This window comes from Pseudokineococcus sp. 1T1Z-3, from assembly GCF_037482365.1.
Classification (GTDB): domain Bacteria; phylum Actinomycetota; class Actinomycetes; order Actinomycetales; family Quadrisphaeraceae; genus Pseudokineococcus.
The window spans coordinates 593900-609820 of sequence record NZ_JBBHZF010000026.1; the positions used below are offsets into that span (position 1 = coordinate 593900).

15 protein-coding genes are annotated in these 15921 nt (G+C 78.0%); 3 read left to right on the forward strand and 12 right to left on the reverse strand.

Going from position 1 to position 15921, the window contains the following annotated elements; all coding sequences use genetic code 11:
- Nucleotides 1-14: 14 nt before the first annotated feature.
- From WDV86_RS14835 to WDV86_RS14855, 5 genes are all read right to left on the reverse strand, one after another.
- Entirely contained in the window at nucleotides 15-770 is a 756-nt protein-coding gene (locus WDV86_RS14835; protein ID WP_339568410.1) for a Trp biosynthesis-associated membrane protein, read from the reverse strand.
- Nucleotides 758-2401 (reverse strand): anthranilate synthase component I, encoded by a 1644-nt coding sequence (locus WDV86_RS14840; RefSeq protein WP_339568411.1) that lies wholly within the window; start codon nucleotides 2399-2401, stop codon nucleotides 758-760. The genes WDV86_RS14835 and WDV86_RS14840 overlap by 13 nt, the downstream gene beginning before the upstream one ends.
- Complete coding sequence (gene hisI, locus WDV86_RS14845) at nucleotides 2398-2814, reverse strand: phosphoribosyl-AMP cyclohydrolase (RefSeq protein ID WP_445263110.1); 417 nt, start codon at nucleotides 2812-2814, stop codon at nucleotides 2398-2400. The genes WDV86_RS14840 and hisI overlap by 4 nt, the downstream gene beginning before the upstream one ends.
- Nucleotides 2815-2915: 101 nt before the next feature.
- Nucleotides 2916-4841, reverse strand: a complete 1926-nt coding sequence (locus tag WDV86_RS14850; protein WP_339568413.1) for an ABC transporter ATP-binding protein — start codon at nucleotides 4839-4841, stop codon at nucleotides 2916-2918.
- Nucleotides 4838-6961, reverse strand: a complete 2124-nt coding sequence (locus WDV86_RS14855) for an ABC transporter ATP-binding protein (protein ID WP_339568414.1) — start codon at nucleotides 6959-6961, stop codon at nucleotides 4838-4840. The genes WDV86_RS14850 and WDV86_RS14855 overlap by 4 nt, the downstream gene beginning before the upstream one ends.
- A 251-nt stretch (nucleotides 6962-7212) precedes the next feature.
- Here WDV86_RS14855 and WDV86_RS14860 point away from each other — a divergent pair, with 251 nt between their 5' ends.
- Nucleotides 7213-7851, forward strand: a complete 639-nt coding sequence (locus WDV86_RS14860) for a TIGR03085 family metal-binding protein (protein ID WP_339568415.1) — start codon at nucleotides 7213-7215, stop codon at nucleotides 7849-7851.
- 119 nt (nucleotides 7852-7970) lie between these two features.
- Here WDV86_RS14860 and hisF read toward each other — a convergent pair whose 3' ends face one another.
- A complete protein-coding gene (gene hisF / locus WDV86_RS14865) occupies nucleotides 7971-8795 on the reverse strand; it encodes an imidazole glycerol phosphate synthase subunit HisF (RefSeq protein ID WP_339568416.1) in 825 nt (274 codons plus the stop codon).
- Nucleotides 8796-8900: 105 nt separating this feature from the next.
- Here hisF and WDV86_RS14870 point away from each other — a divergent pair, with 105 nt between their 5' ends.
- The gene (locus tag WDV86_RS14870) at nucleotides 8901-9323 is read left to right on the forward strand and encodes a hypothetical protein (protein ID WP_339568417.1); all 423 of its coding nucleotides are present in this window, start codon (nucleotides 8901-8903) and stop codon (nucleotides 9321-9323) included.
- 62 nt (nucleotides 9324-9385) lie between these two features.
- Nucleotides 9386-10510 carry an FUSC family protein gene (locus WDV86_RS14875; protein WP_339568418.1) on the forward strand — a complete coding sequence of 375 codons (1125 nt, stop codon included), beginning with the start codon at nucleotides 9386-9388 and terminating at the stop codon, nucleotides 10508-10510.
- A gap of 14 nt (nucleotides 10511-10524) precedes the next feature.
- Here the strand turns inward: WDV86_RS14875 and WDV86_RS14880 are convergent, their stop codons facing one another.
- The 6 genes from WDV86_RS14880 to fmt form a co-directional block, all read right to left on the reverse strand.
- Nucleotides 10525-11037 (reverse strand): PH domain-containing protein, encoded by a 513-nt coding sequence (locus WDV86_RS14880; RefSeq protein ID WP_339568419.1) that lies wholly within the window; start codon nucleotides 11035-11037, stop codon nucleotides 10525-10527.
- Nucleotides 11038-11040: 3 nt separating this feature from the next.
- Nucleotides 11041-11889, reverse strand: coding sequence for an ATP phosphoribosyltransferase (hisG, locus tag WDV86_RS14885; protein ID WP_339568420.1), 849 nt, complete (start codon nucleotides 11887-11889; stop codon nucleotides 11041-11043).
- 68 nt (nucleotides 11890-11957) lie between these two features.
- Nucleotides 11958-12221: a phosphoribosyl-ATP diphosphatase gene (locus WDV86_RS14890; RefSeq protein WP_339568421.1), complete on the reverse strand. Its 264-nt coding sequence runs from the start codon at nucleotides 12219-12221 to the stop codon at nucleotides 11958-11960.
- A gap of 45 nt (nucleotides 12222-12266) precedes the next feature.
- The gene (gene rpe, locus WDV86_RS14895) at nucleotides 12267-12953 is read right to left on the reverse strand and encodes a ribulose-phosphate 3-epimerase (protein ID WP_445263111.1); all 687 of its coding nucleotides are present in this window, start codon (nucleotides 12951-12953) and stop codon (nucleotides 12267-12269) included.
- Nucleotides 12954-13205: 252 nt separating this feature from the next.
- Complete coding sequence (locus WDV86_RS14900) at nucleotides 13206-14972, reverse strand: RsmB/NOP family class I SAM-dependent RNA methyltransferase (RefSeq protein WP_339568423.1); 1767 nt, start codon at nucleotides 14970-14972, stop codon at nucleotides 13206-13208.
- Entirely contained in the window at nucleotides 14969-15919 is a 951-nt protein-coding gene (gene fmt, locus WDV86_RS14905) for a methionyl-tRNA formyltransferase (protein WP_339568424.1), read from the reverse strand. The genes WDV86_RS14900 and fmt overlap by 4 nt, the downstream gene beginning before the upstream one ends.
- Nucleotides 15920-15921 lie beyond the last annotated feature (2 nt).

Sequence of the window (15921 nt, forward strand, 5' to 3'; positions counted from 1 at the left end):
GGGGCAGCAGCACCTCAGACCCGACGGTCCCCCGTCGGGTCCTCCCCGCGGGAGAGGGAGTCCCAGGCGTCGAAGGCCTCGCCGCGGCGGCGCAGGCGCTCGGCGGCCGGGTCCGGAGGGCCCGGCACGCCGCCCGCGGGCGCGTCGCCCACGGTGCCTGCGGACCCGCGGGCCGTGGCACGGGCCGCCGGGTCCTCACCGCGGGCGCGCAGGCCGCCGTGGTCGTCGCCCGCCGCCGCGGCCGGTGCCTCGAACCGGCGCCCCGACGCCCAGCCCCGCGAGGCCAGCGCCGCCGCGGCGCCGAGCACGGCGACCGCGACCCCCAGCACGACGGCGACCACGGGCCAGCCGGTGCCGGTGGCGGTCGCGTCGGCCGCCGTCACCGAGGCGCCGGTGACGCCGAGGACGTCCCCCACCTCGGCGGCCGTGGCGCCGAGCGGGTCCCGCAGCACACCGGCGGCGGCGACGGCGACGCCGACGCCCGCCACGGCGACTCCACCGGCGGCCACGGGCGTGCCGACCCGCCGCGTGGTGCTGGCCGCCCCCGCACCGGCGAGGACGACGAGCCCGAGCGCCGGGACGAGCGGGGACGCGCCGGCTCCCGTCGCCGTCACCTCGACGGCACCGGCGAAGGGCCCGGCCACGACGGCCCGGGTCCACACCAGCGCGCTGCTCACGAGGACGAGCACGCCCAGGGCCAGCAGGCCCAGGACGGCGCGGGCGCGCGTCAGACGCGGGCCGCCCGGCCGGGCGGACGTCACCTCGCCCACCGGCCGTCCGCCGCCGCGGGCGCCGCGGCCGCGGCGACCCCCCGGGGGCTCCCCTCGGGCCCCACCTCGGGCGGCCCCACCTCGGGCGGCCGCAGCGTCACCGCCGCGGCGACGGCGCGCAGCACCGCCGCGGCCTTGGCGCGGCACTCGGCGTCCTCGGCCTCGGGGACGGAGTCGGCGACGACCCCGGCGCCGGCCTGCACGTGGGCGACCCCGCGCGTCAGGACGGCGGTGCGGATGGCGATGGCCATGTCGAGGTCGCCGGCGAAGTCGAGGTAGCCGACGACGCCGCCGTACACGCCGCGGCGCACGGGCTCGAGCACGTCGATGAGCTCCATCGCCCGCGGCTTCGGCGCGCCCGAGAGGGTCCCGGCGGGGAAGGCCGAGCGGAGCACGGCCAGCGCGCTCGTGCCCGCCCTCGCGTCGCCGACGACCGTCGAGACCAGGTGCATCACGTGGCTGTAGCGCTCCACCGCCATGAACTCGACGACGTCGACGCTGCCGGGGTCGCACACGTGGGCGAGGTCGTTGCGCGCGAGGTCGACGAGCATGAGGTGCTCCGAGCGCTCCTTGACGTCCTCCAGCAGCTCCTCGGCGAGGCGGACGTCGTCCTCTGGCTTGGCGCCGCGGGGCCGCGTGCCCGCGATGGGGTGGGCGAGCACGCGTCCGGCCTCGACCTTGACGAGAGCCTCAGGGCTGGAGCCGACGACGTCGACGGCGCTGCCGTCGGGCCGCTGCCCCCGGAAGAGGTACATGTACGGGCTCGGGTTGGACGCCCGCAGGCAGCGGTAGACGTCGAGGGCGTCGGCGGGGCAGTCCATCTCGAAGCGCTGGGAGAGCACCACCTGGAAGACCTCGCCGTCGACGATCGCCTCCTGGCCGCGACGGACGGCGTCCAGGTAGTCCTCGCGACGGGTGCGCTCCCGGGCGGCGGGCACCTGCTCCGGGCCGCCGTCGTGGACGGCGACCGTGGAAGGAGCCGGGGCGGCGAGCTGGGCGACCATCCGGTCGAGCCGGGCACAGGCGTCCTCCCAGGCCTCGTCCACCCGCTCGTCGGTGCCGTCGGAGTTCACCGCGTTGGCGACGAGCAGGAGGGTGCCGTCGCTGTGGTCGAGGACGGCCACGTCGGCGGCCAGCGCCATCATCACCGCGGGAGCGCCGATCTCGTCGGGGTGCTCGTCGGCCGGTCGCGCGGGCAGACGCTCCCAGGCGCGGACGACGTCGTAGCCGAGGACGCCGACCATGCCGCCGGTCAGCGGCGGCAGACCAGGCAGCCGCGGGGTCGACAGCGCGGCCATCACCTCGGCGAGCACCTCCGTGGGCTCGCCGTCGGCCGGCACGAACGTCGGCGGCGACCCGACCCACCGCGACTGCCCGTCCTCGCCGAGGAGCATCGCGCTGGAGCGCGCGCCGACGATCGACCACCGCGACCAGCGCCCGCCCTCGGCCGACTCCAGCAGGAAGGAGCCGGGGGCGTCGCCGGACAGCTTGCGGTACAGGCCGACCGGCGTCTCGCCGTCGGCGAGGACGCGGCGGACCACGGGGATGACGCGGCGGTCGCGGGCCAGCTCGCGGAAGACGTCCAGGCTCGGCCAGGTCCGGCCCAGCCGGCCGTCGGGCCCGGCGGTCACGACGCTGCCGGGGCGGAGGCGCCGAGCCGGCCGTCGACGGGCGCACCCTCGAGGGCGGGCGCGGGCACGGCGCCGAGGTCACGCCCGTCGAAGCACGTCGTGGTGCCGGTGTGGCAGGCGGGGCCGACCTGCTCGACGCGGACGAGCAGCGCGTCGCCGTCGCAGTCCAGGCTCACCGAGCGGACGTGCTGGACGTGCCCAGAGGTGTCGCCCTTGCGCCAGAGCTCGCCGCGGCTGCGGCTCCAGTAGGTCGCCCGGCCGGTGCGCAGCGTCTGGGCGAGGGCCTCGTCGTCCATCCAGGCGAGCATGAGCACCTCGCGCGTGCGGTGCTCCTGGACGACCGCCGCCACGAGCCCGTCGGACGTGCGCCGCAGCCGCCCGGCGACGTCGGGGGCCAGCGACGACGGCGGCACCGGCGCGCTCGCCGTCGAGGGGGTCGCCGGGGCCTCGGGGGAGCCGGAGGAGGTAGGCCTGCTCACGGACGCAATCCTCCCACCGACGCCGACGGGGTCGGTCAGCCGGCAGGCTGCAGCTGGGCGGCCCAGGCGCCGTGCAGGCCGGCGTAGGTGCCGCCGGCCGCGACGAGGTCGGCGTGCCGTCCCGTCTCGACGACCCGGCCGCCCGCGACGACCACGACGAGGTCGGCGCGCTCGGCGGTCGAGAGCCGGTGGGCGATGGTCACCGAGGTCCGTCCGGCCATGAGCCGCTCCAGCGCCGCGCCGATGGCGACGTCGAGCCCCGGGTCGACCGCGGAGGTCGCCTCGTCGAGGACCAGCAGGTCGGGGTCGGCCACGCGGGCGCGCGCGAGCGACACGAGCTGGCGCTCTCCCGCCGACAGGCTCTCGCCCCGCTGGCCCACCCGCGTGTCGAGCCCGTCGGGCAGGTCGGCTGCCCACGCGGTGAGCCCCAGCTCGTGCACCACCCGCTCGACGTCGTCGCGCGTGGCCCCCTCGCGGCCCAGCGCGACGTTCTCGGCGACGGAGCCCTCAAAGAGGAATCCCTCCTGCGGCACCATGGCGACCCGCCGACGCAGGCTCGCCGAGCGCACCTCGCGCAGGTCCTGCCCGCCGACGAGCACCCGGCCGGTGCTCGGGTCCTGCAGGCGGGTGACGAGCCGGGCGAGCGTCGTCTTGCCCGAGCCGGTGCGCCCGACGACGGCGACGCGCGTGCCGGGCGGCACCACGAGGTCGACGTCGGACAGCGCCGGCGGACCACCGGGGTAGGAGTAGCCCAGGCCCTCGACCCGCAGGTCCAGGGGCTCCTCGGGCAGGTCCACGCCGTCGGTGCCCGGGTCGGCGAGGTCGACGGGCGTGTCGAGCAGCGCCAGCACGCGCCGCCACCCGGCGACGGCGTTCTGCAGCTCGTTGAGGACCTCGGTCAGGCTCTGCACCGGACCCGTCAGCAGCTGCACGAGCAGGAGGACCGTGAGCAGCTCGCCCAGGGTCAGGCTCCCGTCGACCCCCAGCAGCGCCCCGACGACGACGATCGCCGCGACGACGACGCCCGCGCCCAGGACCGCCGAGGAGAAGGACGTCGCGACGAGCCGCTGCGCGCGCAGCTGCGCCAGCCGCTGGTCCTCGACGGCCACGTCGACCCGCTCGCGGGAGCGCCCCTCGGCGCCGTAGGCACGGATGGTGTCGGCGCCGACGACCGTCTCGGAGATGCCGCCGAGCACCCGTCCCACGCGGGCGCGGACTTCCCCGAAGGCCCCGGAGACGCGGGGCTGCATCCACCGGCCGAAGAGCACGACGGGCACGAAGCACCCGAGCACGACGAGCAGCAGCGGCCACGACGTCACGCCGATGATCACCGTGACGACGGCGACCTGGCCGATCGACAGGATGAGCAGCAGGCCGCCGAACTGCAGGAACGTCGAGATGGTGTCGACGTCCGTCGTCACGCGGGAGACGAGCGAGCCGCGCTGCTCGGAGGACTGGGTGAGCGCCGACAGGTCGTGCACCCGGCGGAACGCCGTCGTGCGCAGCTCGGCGAGGCCGGCCTCGGTAGCCGTGAACAGGCGCCGGTTGACGACGTAGGAGACCACCGCGGTCGCGAGCACGACGAGCGCGCCCGCCGCGGCGACCGGCACGACGAGGGAGGTGTCGGGGCCGCCCTCGGCGTTGATCCCGTTGTCGACGACGTACCCCGTGGCCAGGGGGACCACGACGCGCCCGAGCGTCGCGAGGACGCCGAGCAGGAGGGTCCCGAGCAGCCCGCGCCGCATGAGCGGGGAGAGCGCGAGGCCGCGGCGGACCGTCGCGACGACGCCGTCACCGGCCTCCCGGGCGATGCGGGTGCCGTCCGCGGCCCGGGGGGTGCCCGGCGCCCCGTCGCCGCCGGCGCTCCCCCGGGAGGAGGTCGTCGCCGCGCGGTCCGGGGCGCCGGTCCCGGGCGTCGGCTGGGCCTGCGGCACCGCCGCGGGCGGGGTGCGGCCGCTCATCGGCTCGCTCCCGCGCTCGTCGCCACGTCGACGTCGCTGTCCGGCGCGTAGGGCCCGGGTGGGCCGTCGGGCGTGCCGACGGCGGCCTCCTCGTAGGCGGTGACGAGCGCACGGTAGGCGGGACGCCGGTCGAGCAGCTCCTCGTGCGTGCCCTCGTCGACGACGCGACCCCGCTCCATCCACGCCACCCGGTCGGCGAGCGCGATGGTCGCCCGGCGGTAGGCGACGAGCAGGACGGTCGGCCGAGGGCCCCCGTCGGCCACCGGCCGGCGCAGCGCCTTGAGGATCTGCGCCTCGACCGCGGGGTCGACGGCCGAGGTGGCGTCGTCGAGGACCAGCAGCCGCGGCGTGCGGACGAGCGCCCGCGCGAGCGCCAGGCGCTGGCGCTGGCCGCCCGAGAGAGACGTGCCGCGCTCCCCCACCCTCGTCTCGAGCCCCTCGGGGAGCTGGTCGACGAACTCGGCGGCCTGCGCCGTCTCGAGGGCGTCGCGCAGACGGTCCTCGGCGACGTCGGCGCCGAGGGTGACGTTGCCGCGGACGGTGTCGTCGAAGACGAACGTGCCCTGGGGCACGAGGGCGACGTCGGCCGGCATCGCCCCCTCGAGGAGGTCTCGGACGTCGACGCCGCCGAGCCGCACGACGCCCTCGTCGGGGTCGAGCAGGCGGGCGGCGAGCGAGGCGAGCGTCGACTTGCCCGAGCCGGTGGGGCCGACGAGCGCCGTCGTCGACCCGGCGGGGACGTCGAGGTCGACGCCGCGCAGGGCGGGCACCGGCTCCGTCGTCGCGGGCCGCGCTGCCGACGCAGAGCTGTCGTCGGTGCCGGCCCCGGGGGACCTGACCTCGCCGGCGTCGAGGTCCTCGTCGGCGCCGCGGGCGTGGGCCAGGGTGACGCCGCGCATCTGCAGCGCGAGGCTGCCGCCCGGCATCGGCGTGGCCCCCCACGCCGTCCGCCCCTGGGCGTCGAGCACCGTGCGGACCCGGCCGAAGCCGACCGCGGAGCGCGGCAGCTCGGCGAGCACCCAGCCGAACGCGCGGACGGGCGCGGCGAGCACCGAGAGCAGGTAGACGACGGTCACGACGGCGCCGACGCTGGCGTCCCCGGACGCCGCCCGCAGGGCACCGACGACCAGGACGGCGAGGCTGGCCAGGCTGGGGAGGGCCTCGACGACCGGGTCGAAGGCGCCGCGGGTGCGCCCGACGTCCACGTTGGCCTGCCGCAACCGGTCGGCGGCGTCGCCGAAGCGGCGCGTCTCGGCGCCCTCGCGGCCGAGGGTCTTGACGACGACGGCGCCGTCGAAGCTCTCGTGGGCCAGCGCGGAGACCTCGCCGCGCAGCGCCTGCGCGCGCACGACGCGGGGCGACATGACGCGCTGGTAGGCGATGTTGGCGACGACCATGGCCGGGATGGTCAGCAGGCCCACCACCGCCAGCACCGGGTCGGCCAGCAGCATGGCGACCGCCGCGACCAGCGCCATGACGGCGACGCCGACGGCCATCGGCAGCGGCGCGAAGATCATGAAGCTGGCCTCGACGTCGCTGCTGGCGTTGGCGAGCAGCTGCCCGGCCGGGTGGCGGTGGTGCCAGGCGATGGGCAGGCGCAGGTACTGGCGGGCGAGGCGGCGGCGGTAGCGCGCCTGGAGGTTGGCGAAGACCCGCCCGGCGACGATGCGGCGGAAGGCGACCGCGACGGCCGTGACGGTGGCCACCGCGGTGAGCGTCACGCCCGCGAGCACGGCGTCGCCGACGCCCACGCCAGCCTCGCCGTCGAAGAGCGGGACGAGGACCTCGTCCGTCGTGCGCCCGACGAGCCACCCCGCGGCCGCCGTCCCGGCGCCGTACACGGCGGCGACGGCCACCGCGAGGGCGAAGACCCGCGGCTCGTCGCGGGCGCCCTGGGCGACGACGCGCAGGCCGCGCCGCGTGGCGCCGGGCGGGTGGCGCGGGCGCGAGCGGCGGTCGCTCTGGCGCGGGACGCCGGACGAGGGTGCGTCGCCACGCCTCGCAGGACGCCCGTGACGCCCAGCACGTCGGGCGTCGCCGGTGGCGGGAGGGGTCTCGGTGGGTCGTGAGGGCGGGGAGGAGCCAGCCGGTGCGGCGGGCGAGGTGGGGCGGCGGGGCACGGAGTTCCTCTCGGGCGGGCCCGCGGCCACGGGCACGTCACGTTCTCACGACCCTCCGACAACGCCCGCCGACGTCCAGGTCGTCCCGCCCCGGCCGCCAGACCGCGTCGCCGTCGTCCGCCCCCGAGGTCCCTGAGGCGGAACTCGTGGCCTTTCTCCACCTCCAGCGCCCCGTGAGGCGGACTTCGTCGCCTTCCTCCCGCCCAGGGGGCCGGTCGGGGTGGGTCCCGCCCGCAAGGCACGATGGCGCCATGAGCGCTGCCGCCGAAGGACGGGCCGTGCTGGCCGCCGAGCTGACCGCCGCCGGGCCCGACGCCGCGACGTTGTGCGAGGGATGGACGACGCGCGACCTCGCCGTCCACCTCGTGCTGCGCGAGTCCCGCCCCGACGCGGCGCTGGGGATGGTCCTGCCTCCGCTCACCGGGCACGCCGACCGGGTGACGCAGCGGCTCCGGCGACGGCCCTACGAGGCGCTGGTGGCCGCCTTCCGCGACGGCCCGCCGCCGCTCTCGCCCTTCCGGCTGCCCTTCCTCGACGCGGTCGCGAACGCCGTGGAGCACTTCGTCCACGCCGAGGACGTCCGGCGCGCCGGCCCTGGGGCGGCGGCCCCGCGTGACCTCTCCCCCGCGGTGCGGGACGCCCTGTGGTCCAGCACGCGGCTCCAGGCGCGGATGCTCTTCCGTGCCAGCCCCGTCGGCGTCCGGCTCGTGACGCCGCAGGGCGAGGCGACCGTCCGCAGGGCCCCGGAGGGTGCCGGCACCGTCGTCGTCCGCGGCGACGTCGGCGAGGTCGTGCTCTTCACCGTCGGCCGCGAGGCCGTCGCCGACGTGGAGCTGGACGGCGCGCCGGACGACGTCGCCGCCCTCACGTCCCTGCGCCGCAGCATCTGACCTCGCCCCTCTCCCCGCGACGTCTGGCCTCGTCGCGCCGCCGCTCGGGCAGGGCGGCGCGACACGGTCACACATGGGAAGAAGGTGGTGGCGCGACGGGCCGGTCGGCCGCGACCGGCTCACACGTCGCGGGAAGGGGCGGCGTGGACCGCGGCGCCCGCGCGTCGCACGGGGTGCCCGGCGGAGGCCAGCGCGTCCTTGACCTGGCCGACCGAGAGGACGCCGAAGTGGAAGACCGAAGCCGCGAGCACCGCGTCGGCCCCCGCGTCGACGGCGGGCGCGAAGTCCTCCAGCCGCCCCGCACCACCGCTCGCGATGACGGGGACGTCGACCTCGGCGCGCACCGCCCGCAGCATCTCCAGGTCGAAGCCGGCGGTGGTGCCGTCGGCGTCGACCGAGTTGAGCAGGATCTCCCCGGCTCCCAGCCGCGCAGCGCGGGCGGCCCAGGCGAGGGCGTCCACGCCGGTGCCGCGCCGCCCGCCGTGCGTCGTCACCTCGAAGCCCGACGGCGTGCGCTCCGGCTCGGGCGTCCCGGGGGGGCAGCGCCGCGCGTCGACCGAGAGCACGAGCACCTGCGCGCCGAAGCGGTCGGCCACCTCGGCCACGAGCTCGGGGCGCGCGACCGCGGCCGTGTTGACCCCCACCTTGTCCGCGCCCGCGCGCAGCAGCCGGTCGACGTCGCCCACCGTGCGCACGCCCCCGCCGACCGTCAGCGGGACGAAGACCTGCTCGGCGGTGCGGGCGACGACGTCGTAGGTGGTCGACCGCTCGTCGGTGCTGGCGGTGACGTCGAGGAAGACGAGCTCGTCGGCGCCGTCGTCGCCGTACTGGCGGGCCAGCTCGACGGGGTCGCCGGCGTCGCGCAGGCCCGCGAAGCGCACCCCCTTGACGACCCGGCCGGCGTCGACGTCGAGGCAGGGGACGACGCGGACGGCGAGGCTCACGGCCGAGAGCGTAGGACCGCGCCAGCGGTCGCAGGCGCAGCGCGGCGGCCGCAGCTGGTCGTCGTCGAGGGCCGCAGCGGAGCCGGCAAGTCGACGCTCGCCCGCGTGCTCGCCGGCGCCCTCGCCGCCCCGGTGCTGGCCATGGACGACCTCTACCCCGGCTGGGACGGCCTCGCCGCCGGCTCGCGCCGCCTCGAGGAGGTCCTGACCACCTGGCGCCGCGGCGAGGGCGCGCGGCTGCTGCGGTGGAGCTGGGTCCGCGACCGCCTCACCACCACCAGCCCGCTCGTCGTCGCACCCGGGCCGCTCCTCGTGGTCGAGGGGGTCGGGGCCGGGACACGCGGCGCCCTCGCCCCCGGCGACGTCCTCCTCTGGCTGGAGGCGCCCGACGACGTGCGCCGCGCCCGCGCGCTCGCCCGCGACGGCGACGCCTACGCCCCGCACTGGGCACGGTGGGCCGCCCAGGAGGAGGCGCACCTGGCCGCGCACGACCCGCGCGGGCGCGCCGACGTCGTCGTCCGCACCTGACGCCTGCGACGCCCCGCTCGCGCCGGGCGCCACCTTCCCGCGGGTCTGGGACGCTACGGCCCGTGGCCGAGGACCGGCCCCGGGCCGGGGCGCGCACGTGGCAGCGCGACGTCGGCTCGCGCGGGCGTCGTTCCGCGCGCGCCCGACTCGCACGGCTGCGCCGCCGCGGGCCGAACATCCTCCAGTGCGCGCTGGCCGGTGGCGTCGCCTACGCCATCGCCGAGCAGGGCCTGGGGCACGACTACCCGTTCTTCGCGCCGGTCGCGGCGGTGCTGGCCCTCGGGCAGTCCTACGACGGCCAGCTGCGCCGCACCGCCGAGGTGGTCGTCGGCGTGGCGGTCGGCGTCGGCGTCGGCGAGCTCCTCGTCGCCCAGATCGGCAGCGGCGCCTGGCAGCTCGCGCTCGTCGTCGGCCTGTCGATGGGCGTGGCCGTGCTCCTGGACGCCGGCCGGCTGCTCGTCACGCAGGCCGGCGTGCAGGCGTCCATCGTCACGGCGCTCGCCTCCACGGTGGACTCGGGCGTCGGCCGGTGGCTGGACGCCGTCGTCGGCGGTCTCGTGGCGCTCGCCGTCGCCGCCCTGCTGCCGACGGCGCCGCTGCAGCGCCCCCGGCGCCTGGCGGCGGCCGCGACGGCCGACCTCGCCGACCTCGTCGCCGACGCCTCCCTCGCCGCCCGCGACCACGACCCCGGGCTGGCCGAGGAGGCGCTCGAGCGAGCCCGCTCGCAGCAGGCCGCCTTCGAGGCGCTGGGCCCGGCGGCCGCGGAGGCGCTGGCGGGCCTGCGCCTGTCGCCCTTCCGGCACCGGCGCCGGCCCGACCTCGAGCGCACCCGCGACCTCGCCGTCCCGCTCGACCGCGCCGTCCGCAACGTCCGGGTGCTCCTGCGCCGCCTCCTCGTCGCCGGCCAGGCCGGCGAGGGGCTGCCCCCCGAGCTGGCCCGGCTGCTGGACCACCTCGCCACGGGCGCGCGGCACCTGTCCGAGGCGATCGACGACGGGCAGGTCGACGAGGAGGTGCTCCTCGACCTGGCCGACGTCGGCCGCCGCGCCGGCGCCCTCGCCGACCACCCGCTCAGCCTCTCGGCCGCCGTGTGCGTCGGCCAGGTCCGCAGCACCGTCGTCGACCTCCTGCAGGTCGGCGGCTGGAGCGTCGAGCAGGCGACGACCGCGGTCCCGCCCCGGCGCTGAGGGCGTCCGCGTCCTCAGTCCCGCGGGCCGTGCAGCGCGACGAGCGTCGCGAAGCGCCGCGCCTCCTGCTCGGAGAAGGCGCCGTCGGCGCGCTGCACGGCCATGACCGCCAGCACGTCGCCGTCGGAGAGGTCGAGCTGCAGCCAGGGCTGCCCGCCCCCGAAACGCACCTCGACGACCTCCGCCCACTCCAGCCGGCGGGACAGGAAGAGGTTCTGCACGGTGACGCCGTCCTCGTCGGGCTGCGCCCGCACCCGCGCCTGCAACGCCATGAAGGCCGCGACGAGGACGCCGATCGCCGCGAACCCCAGCCGGTCCCCCGCCACCGAGCCGGGCGTGAAGACCGCGAGCGCCAGCCCGCCGAGCACGGCCAGCACGCCGATGACGACGGCCACGGCCGGCCCGCGGCGAGGCCGGAACGGCCGGTGCAGCCGGGCGCGCTCGCGCCGACGCTCCTCGGGGGTCAGCGGACGGCCGGCGTCAGGCGCGCCGGCGGGGGCGTCGTGGGGCACGTCGTCAGGAGGCACGGCTCAGATCCGGCAGGCGTGGATGGTCGTCACGAGGATGGCCCGGGCGCCGACGTCGTAGAGGCCGTCCATCACCGCGTTGACCTCGGTGCGCCGCACCATCGACCGCACGGCGACGTAGCTGGCGTCGCGCAGCGGCGAGACGGTCGGGGACTCCAGCCCAGGCGTCAGCGCCGAGGCGGCGTCCAGGCGGTCGACGTGCACGTCGTAGTCGACCATGACGTACTCCCGGGCGACGAGGACCCCCTCGACCCGCCGCACGAGGGTGTCGAGGCCGGCGGGCGGGTCGACGCCGCGGCGACGCACCAGCACGGCCTGGGACTGCAGGATCGGCTCGCCGAAGACCTCCAGGCCCGCGGCGCGCAACGTCGACCCGGTCTCGACGACGTCGGCGATGACGTCGGCGACGCCGAGCGCGACGGAGATCTCGACGGCGCCGTCGAGGCGGACGACGGGCGCGTCGACGCCGCGCCCCGCGAGGTAGGCGCCCACGAGGCCGTCATAGCTCGTGGCCACCCGCCGGCCCGCCAGGCCGGCGAGGTCGGCGGGCGCCTGGCCGGACGGGGCCGCGAAGCGGAACGTGGAGGAGGCGAAGCCGAGCTCGAGCACCTCTTCGGCGTCAGCACCGCTGTCCAGCAGCAGGTCCCGGCCGGTGAGGCCGGCGTCCAGGGTGCCGGCGCCGACGTAGAGCGCGATGTCGCGCGGGCGCAGGAAGTACAGCTCGACGTCGTTGGCGGTGTCCCGGACGACGAGCTCGCGGCCCGTGCGGCGCTCGGCGTAGCCGGCCTCGCGCAGCAGCGTCGTCGCGGGCTCGGACAGGGCGCCCTTGTTCGGGACGGCGATGCGCAGCACGGGGTCCTCCGGGAAGCCGCCAGGAGGCGGCGAGCAGGGCTGTGGCAGAAGGGGCGGGAGCCGTCGGCTCAGAGGTGGGCGTAGACGTCCCGCAGCGTGAGCCCGCGGGCCAGCAGCAGCACCTGCAGGTGGTACAGCAGCTGGGAGACCTCCTCGGCCGTGCGCTCGGCGCCCTCGTGCTCGGCGGCCATCCAGACCTCGGCGGCCTCCTCGACGACCTTCTTGCCGATGGCGTGGACGCCGGCGTCGAGCTCGGCGACGGTGCGCGAGCCCGCCGGCCGCTGCTCGGCCTTCGCCGACAGCTCGGCGAAGAGGTCCTCGAAGGTCTTCACGGGGGTCCAGGCTAGGTGGTCGGCTGCACCGGCCCGCCCCCCGGCTCAGCGCCCGGCGGCCCCGGCGAGCGCACGGAGCTCGGCGACGGCCGCCGCGGCGTCCTCGGCGCCGTAGACGGCCGACCCGGCGACGAAGACGTCGGCGCCGGCCTCGGCGGCCCGCTCGATCGTCGCGACGCTGACGCCGCCGTCGACCTGGACGGCGACGTCGAGGCCGGCGGAGGAGATGGCGCCCCGCAGCCGCCGGACCTTCGGCAGCACGACGTCGAGGAAGGACTGGCCGCCGAAGCCCGGCTCGACCGTCATGACGAGGACCATGTCGACCTCGCCGAGCAGGTCGAACCACGGCTCGACGGGCGTCGCCGGGTTGAGCGCCAGCCCGGCGCGGGCTCCTGCGCGGCGCAGCTCGCGGGCGAGACGGACGGGGGCGGAGGCGGCCTCGGCGTGGAAGGTGACGCTGCTCGCGCCCGCCTCGGCGTACGCCGGGGCCCAGCGGTCGGGCGCCTCGACCATGAGGTGGCAGTCCAGGGGCACCGGGCTGACCTGCGCGAGCCGCTCGACCACGGGCAGCCCCAGCGTGAGGTTGGGCACGAAGTGGTTGTCCATGACGTCGACGTGGACGGCGTCGGCGGAGCTGATCCGCCCGACCTCCGCGGCGAGGTCGGTGAAGTCCGCGGACAGGATGCTGGGGTGGATCCGCGGCGCTCGCGCCTCGCTCCCACCGCGCGTCAGGGCCTCGCTGGTCGACGTCTGGGGCTGGCTCTCCTGGGGCACGCGGCGAGCCTACGAGCGACGACCGGCACCGCCACCGAGCCGACAGGGTCAGCTCCTCCCTACGAAGGAGCGCGTCACGTCGTCCACGCCCGGCACATCGACGTCGACGTGCCGCACAAGACCCCTCACCTGCGGCAGGTCGTCGTCGACGTGCCGCAGGTGACCCCTTGTCTGCGGCAGGAAGTCGTCGAGGTGCCGGGAGGGGGCGGCTCAGCGGAGGCGACGCAGCAGCGCGACGAACATGGCGTCGGTGCCGTGGACGTGGGGCCACAGCTGGGCCGTGCGCCCCGCGGGCGACGCGTCGCCTCCCGCGGGCGCCGTCCCGGGCACCGCGCGGCCGGCCGCGGCGTCGACCGCCGCCGGCGCGTCGAGCAGCTCGACGGCGCCCTTGCCCCTGCGGACGGCGTCGCCGACGACGGCGAGGGTCTCGGCCGCGTGCGGCGAGCACGTCACGTACGCGACGACGCCGCCCACCCGCACCGCGGCCAGCGCCGAGGCGAGCAGATCGCGCTGCAGCGGGCCGAGCCCGGAGAGGTCCGACGGCAGACGGCGCCACCGTGCCTCGGGGCGACGGCGCAGGGCCCCCAGCCCGGTGCAGGGGGCGTCGACCAGCACCCGGTCGTAGGCGCCCGGCTCGTCCGCGCCGACCTCGCGGCCGTCGCCCGTGCGCACCTCGACAGGTGGGCCGCCCTGGGGGACGCCGGCGACGGCCTGCGCGACGAGCCGGGCCCGGTGCTCGCTGACCTCGACCGCGACGAGCGAGGCGCCTCGCTGCGCCCCGACGGCCGCCAGCAGGGCGGCCTTGCCGCCGGGTCCCGAGGCCAGGTCGAGCCACCGCTCGTCCCGGCCGTCCAGCGGCGCTGCCGCCAGCGCCAGCGCGGCCAGCTGGCTGCCCTCGTCCTGGACCCGCGCGCGTCCCTCCCGGACGGCGGGCAACGAGCCTGGGTCGCCCTCGTCCAGCCGCACCGCCACCGGCGACCACGCACCGGCCGCGGTGCGCAGCACCTTCTCCCTCGCCTGGCTGACGAGCTCCTCCGGCGTCGACAGCCCGGGCCGGGTCGCCAGCACGACCTCGGGGGCGGCGTTGTCGGCCCGCAGCAGGGCCTCCAGCTCGCCGACGTCCCGACCGTGGGCGACGAGCGCCTCCCGCAGGGCGCGGACGACCCACGCCGGGTGGCTGTGCACGACGGCGAGCCGCTCGGCCTCCTCCCCACCCTCGGGCGCGACCTCGGCGACCCACGCGTCCCGGTCCTTCTCGGCCACGCGGCGCAGGACGGCGTTGGCGAAGCCGCCGGCGCCGGCCCCGACGCGGGTGCGGACCAGCCCGACGGTCTGGCTCACCGCCGCGTGCGGGGGCACGCGCGTGGCCAGCAGCTGGTGGACGCCCAGCCGCAGGGCGTGCAGCAGCGGCGGGTCGACCTGCGCGAGAGGCCGTCCCGAGCAGACGGCCAGCACGGCGTCGTAGAGCCCGCGCCCGCGCAGCGTCCCGTAGGCCAGCTCGGTGGCGAAGGCGGCGTCCCGGGCGTCCATCTGCCCCGCCGCCTGGGCCGCCCGCAGCAGCCCCGGCAGCACGAGGTTGGCGTAGGCGTCGTCGACCCGGACGGCGGTGAGGACGTCGAGCGCGACCTCCCGGGCGGACCCTCCGCCCCGTGAGCGCTGGGAGGGCTTCTGGGTCGACCACCGCTGGCGCGCCGGGCCGCTGCGCTCGCGCGGGCCGCCCCCACCCGGCTGGCTGCGGGGAGCGCCGCTCGCGCCACCACCCGGCCGGCCACGGCGCGGCGAGGACGCCTCGTTCCCCCGGGACGCGCCGTCGGCGCCACCGGGCCCGCGCTCCCGGCCGCCTCCCGCGGCCGAGGGGCGCCCGGCGCCCTGGCGGCCCGGTCCGCGTCCTGCTCCCGCGCGACCGGTCGGCCGCCCGCCACGGCCCCCGCCGGAGGCCGCGCCGTCCGGGCCCGACCCGCTGCCACCCTCGCTCATGCGCCCGCTCCCAGCTGCTCGTCCTCGGTCGGCCGCAGGCCGCGCGCCCAGTCGGTCGCCGCGACGGCACGCCGGCCCGCCGGCTGCACGAGCCCCAGCCGTACCGGCGTCGTCCCCGTCCCGACGAGGACCTCCCGTCTGCCCACCCGCAGCCGACCCGGCGGCAGCGGTCCCGCCGCCGCGACCTCGTCGCGGTCCAGCGGCTCGACCGGCTGCAGCCGCAGCCGCTCCCCGCGCGCCGTCGTCCACGCGCCGGGCGCCGGCGTGCACCCCCGCACGCGCCGGTCGACCGTCTCGGCCGGCTCCTCCCACCGCACGCGGGCGTCCTCCGGTCGCAGCTTCGGCGCCAGGGTGACGCCGTCCTGCGGCTGCGGGACGGCCTGCGCGGCACCGTCCTCCAGGGCGTCGAGGGTGGCGACGAGCAGGTCCGCCCCGGCGTGGGCGAGCCGCCCCAGCAGGTCCTCCGCCGTGTCTCGCGGCCCGACCGGCTCCTGCAGGCGCCCCAGCACCGGCCCGGTGTCGAGCCCCTCCTCCAGCCGGAACACGCACGCGCCGCTCACCCCGTCCCCGGCGAGCAGCGCGTGCTGCACCGGCGCGGCACCGCGCCAGCGCGGCAGCAGGGAGAAGTGCAGGTTGACCCAGCCGTGCGGCGGAAGGTCGAGCGCCGCCCGCGGCACCAGCGCGCCGTAGGCGACGACGGGCACGCAGTCCGGCGCGAGCCCCGCCAGCTCGGCGAGCGCCTCGGGGTCCCCGGGCCGCTCGGGCGCGAGCACCGGCAGGCCGGCCTCGAGGGCCAGCGCCTTGACCGGGCTCGTGACGGCGCGCCGGCCCCGCCCGGCCCGGGCGTCGGGCCGGGTGAGGACGCCGACCACCTCGTGCCGGGAGCCCAGCAGGGCGCGCAGGGCGGGGACGGCGGGCTCCGGCGTGCCCGCGAGGACGACGCGCACGC

Coding starts and splice junctions, on each gene's coding strand:
- WDV86_RS14860 (WP_339568415.1), top strand. CDS start 7,213: ATGAGCGCTGCCGCCGAAGGACGGGCCGTGCTGGCCGCCGAGCTGACC.
- WDV86_RS14900 (WP_339568423.1), bottom strand. CDS start 14,972: ATGAGCGAGGGTGGCAGCGGGTCGGGCCCGGACGGCGCGGCCTCCGGC.
- WDV86_RS14850 (WP_339568413.1), bottom strand. CDS start 4,841: ATGAGCGGCCGCACCCCGCCCGCGGCGGTGCCGCAGGCCCAGCCGACG.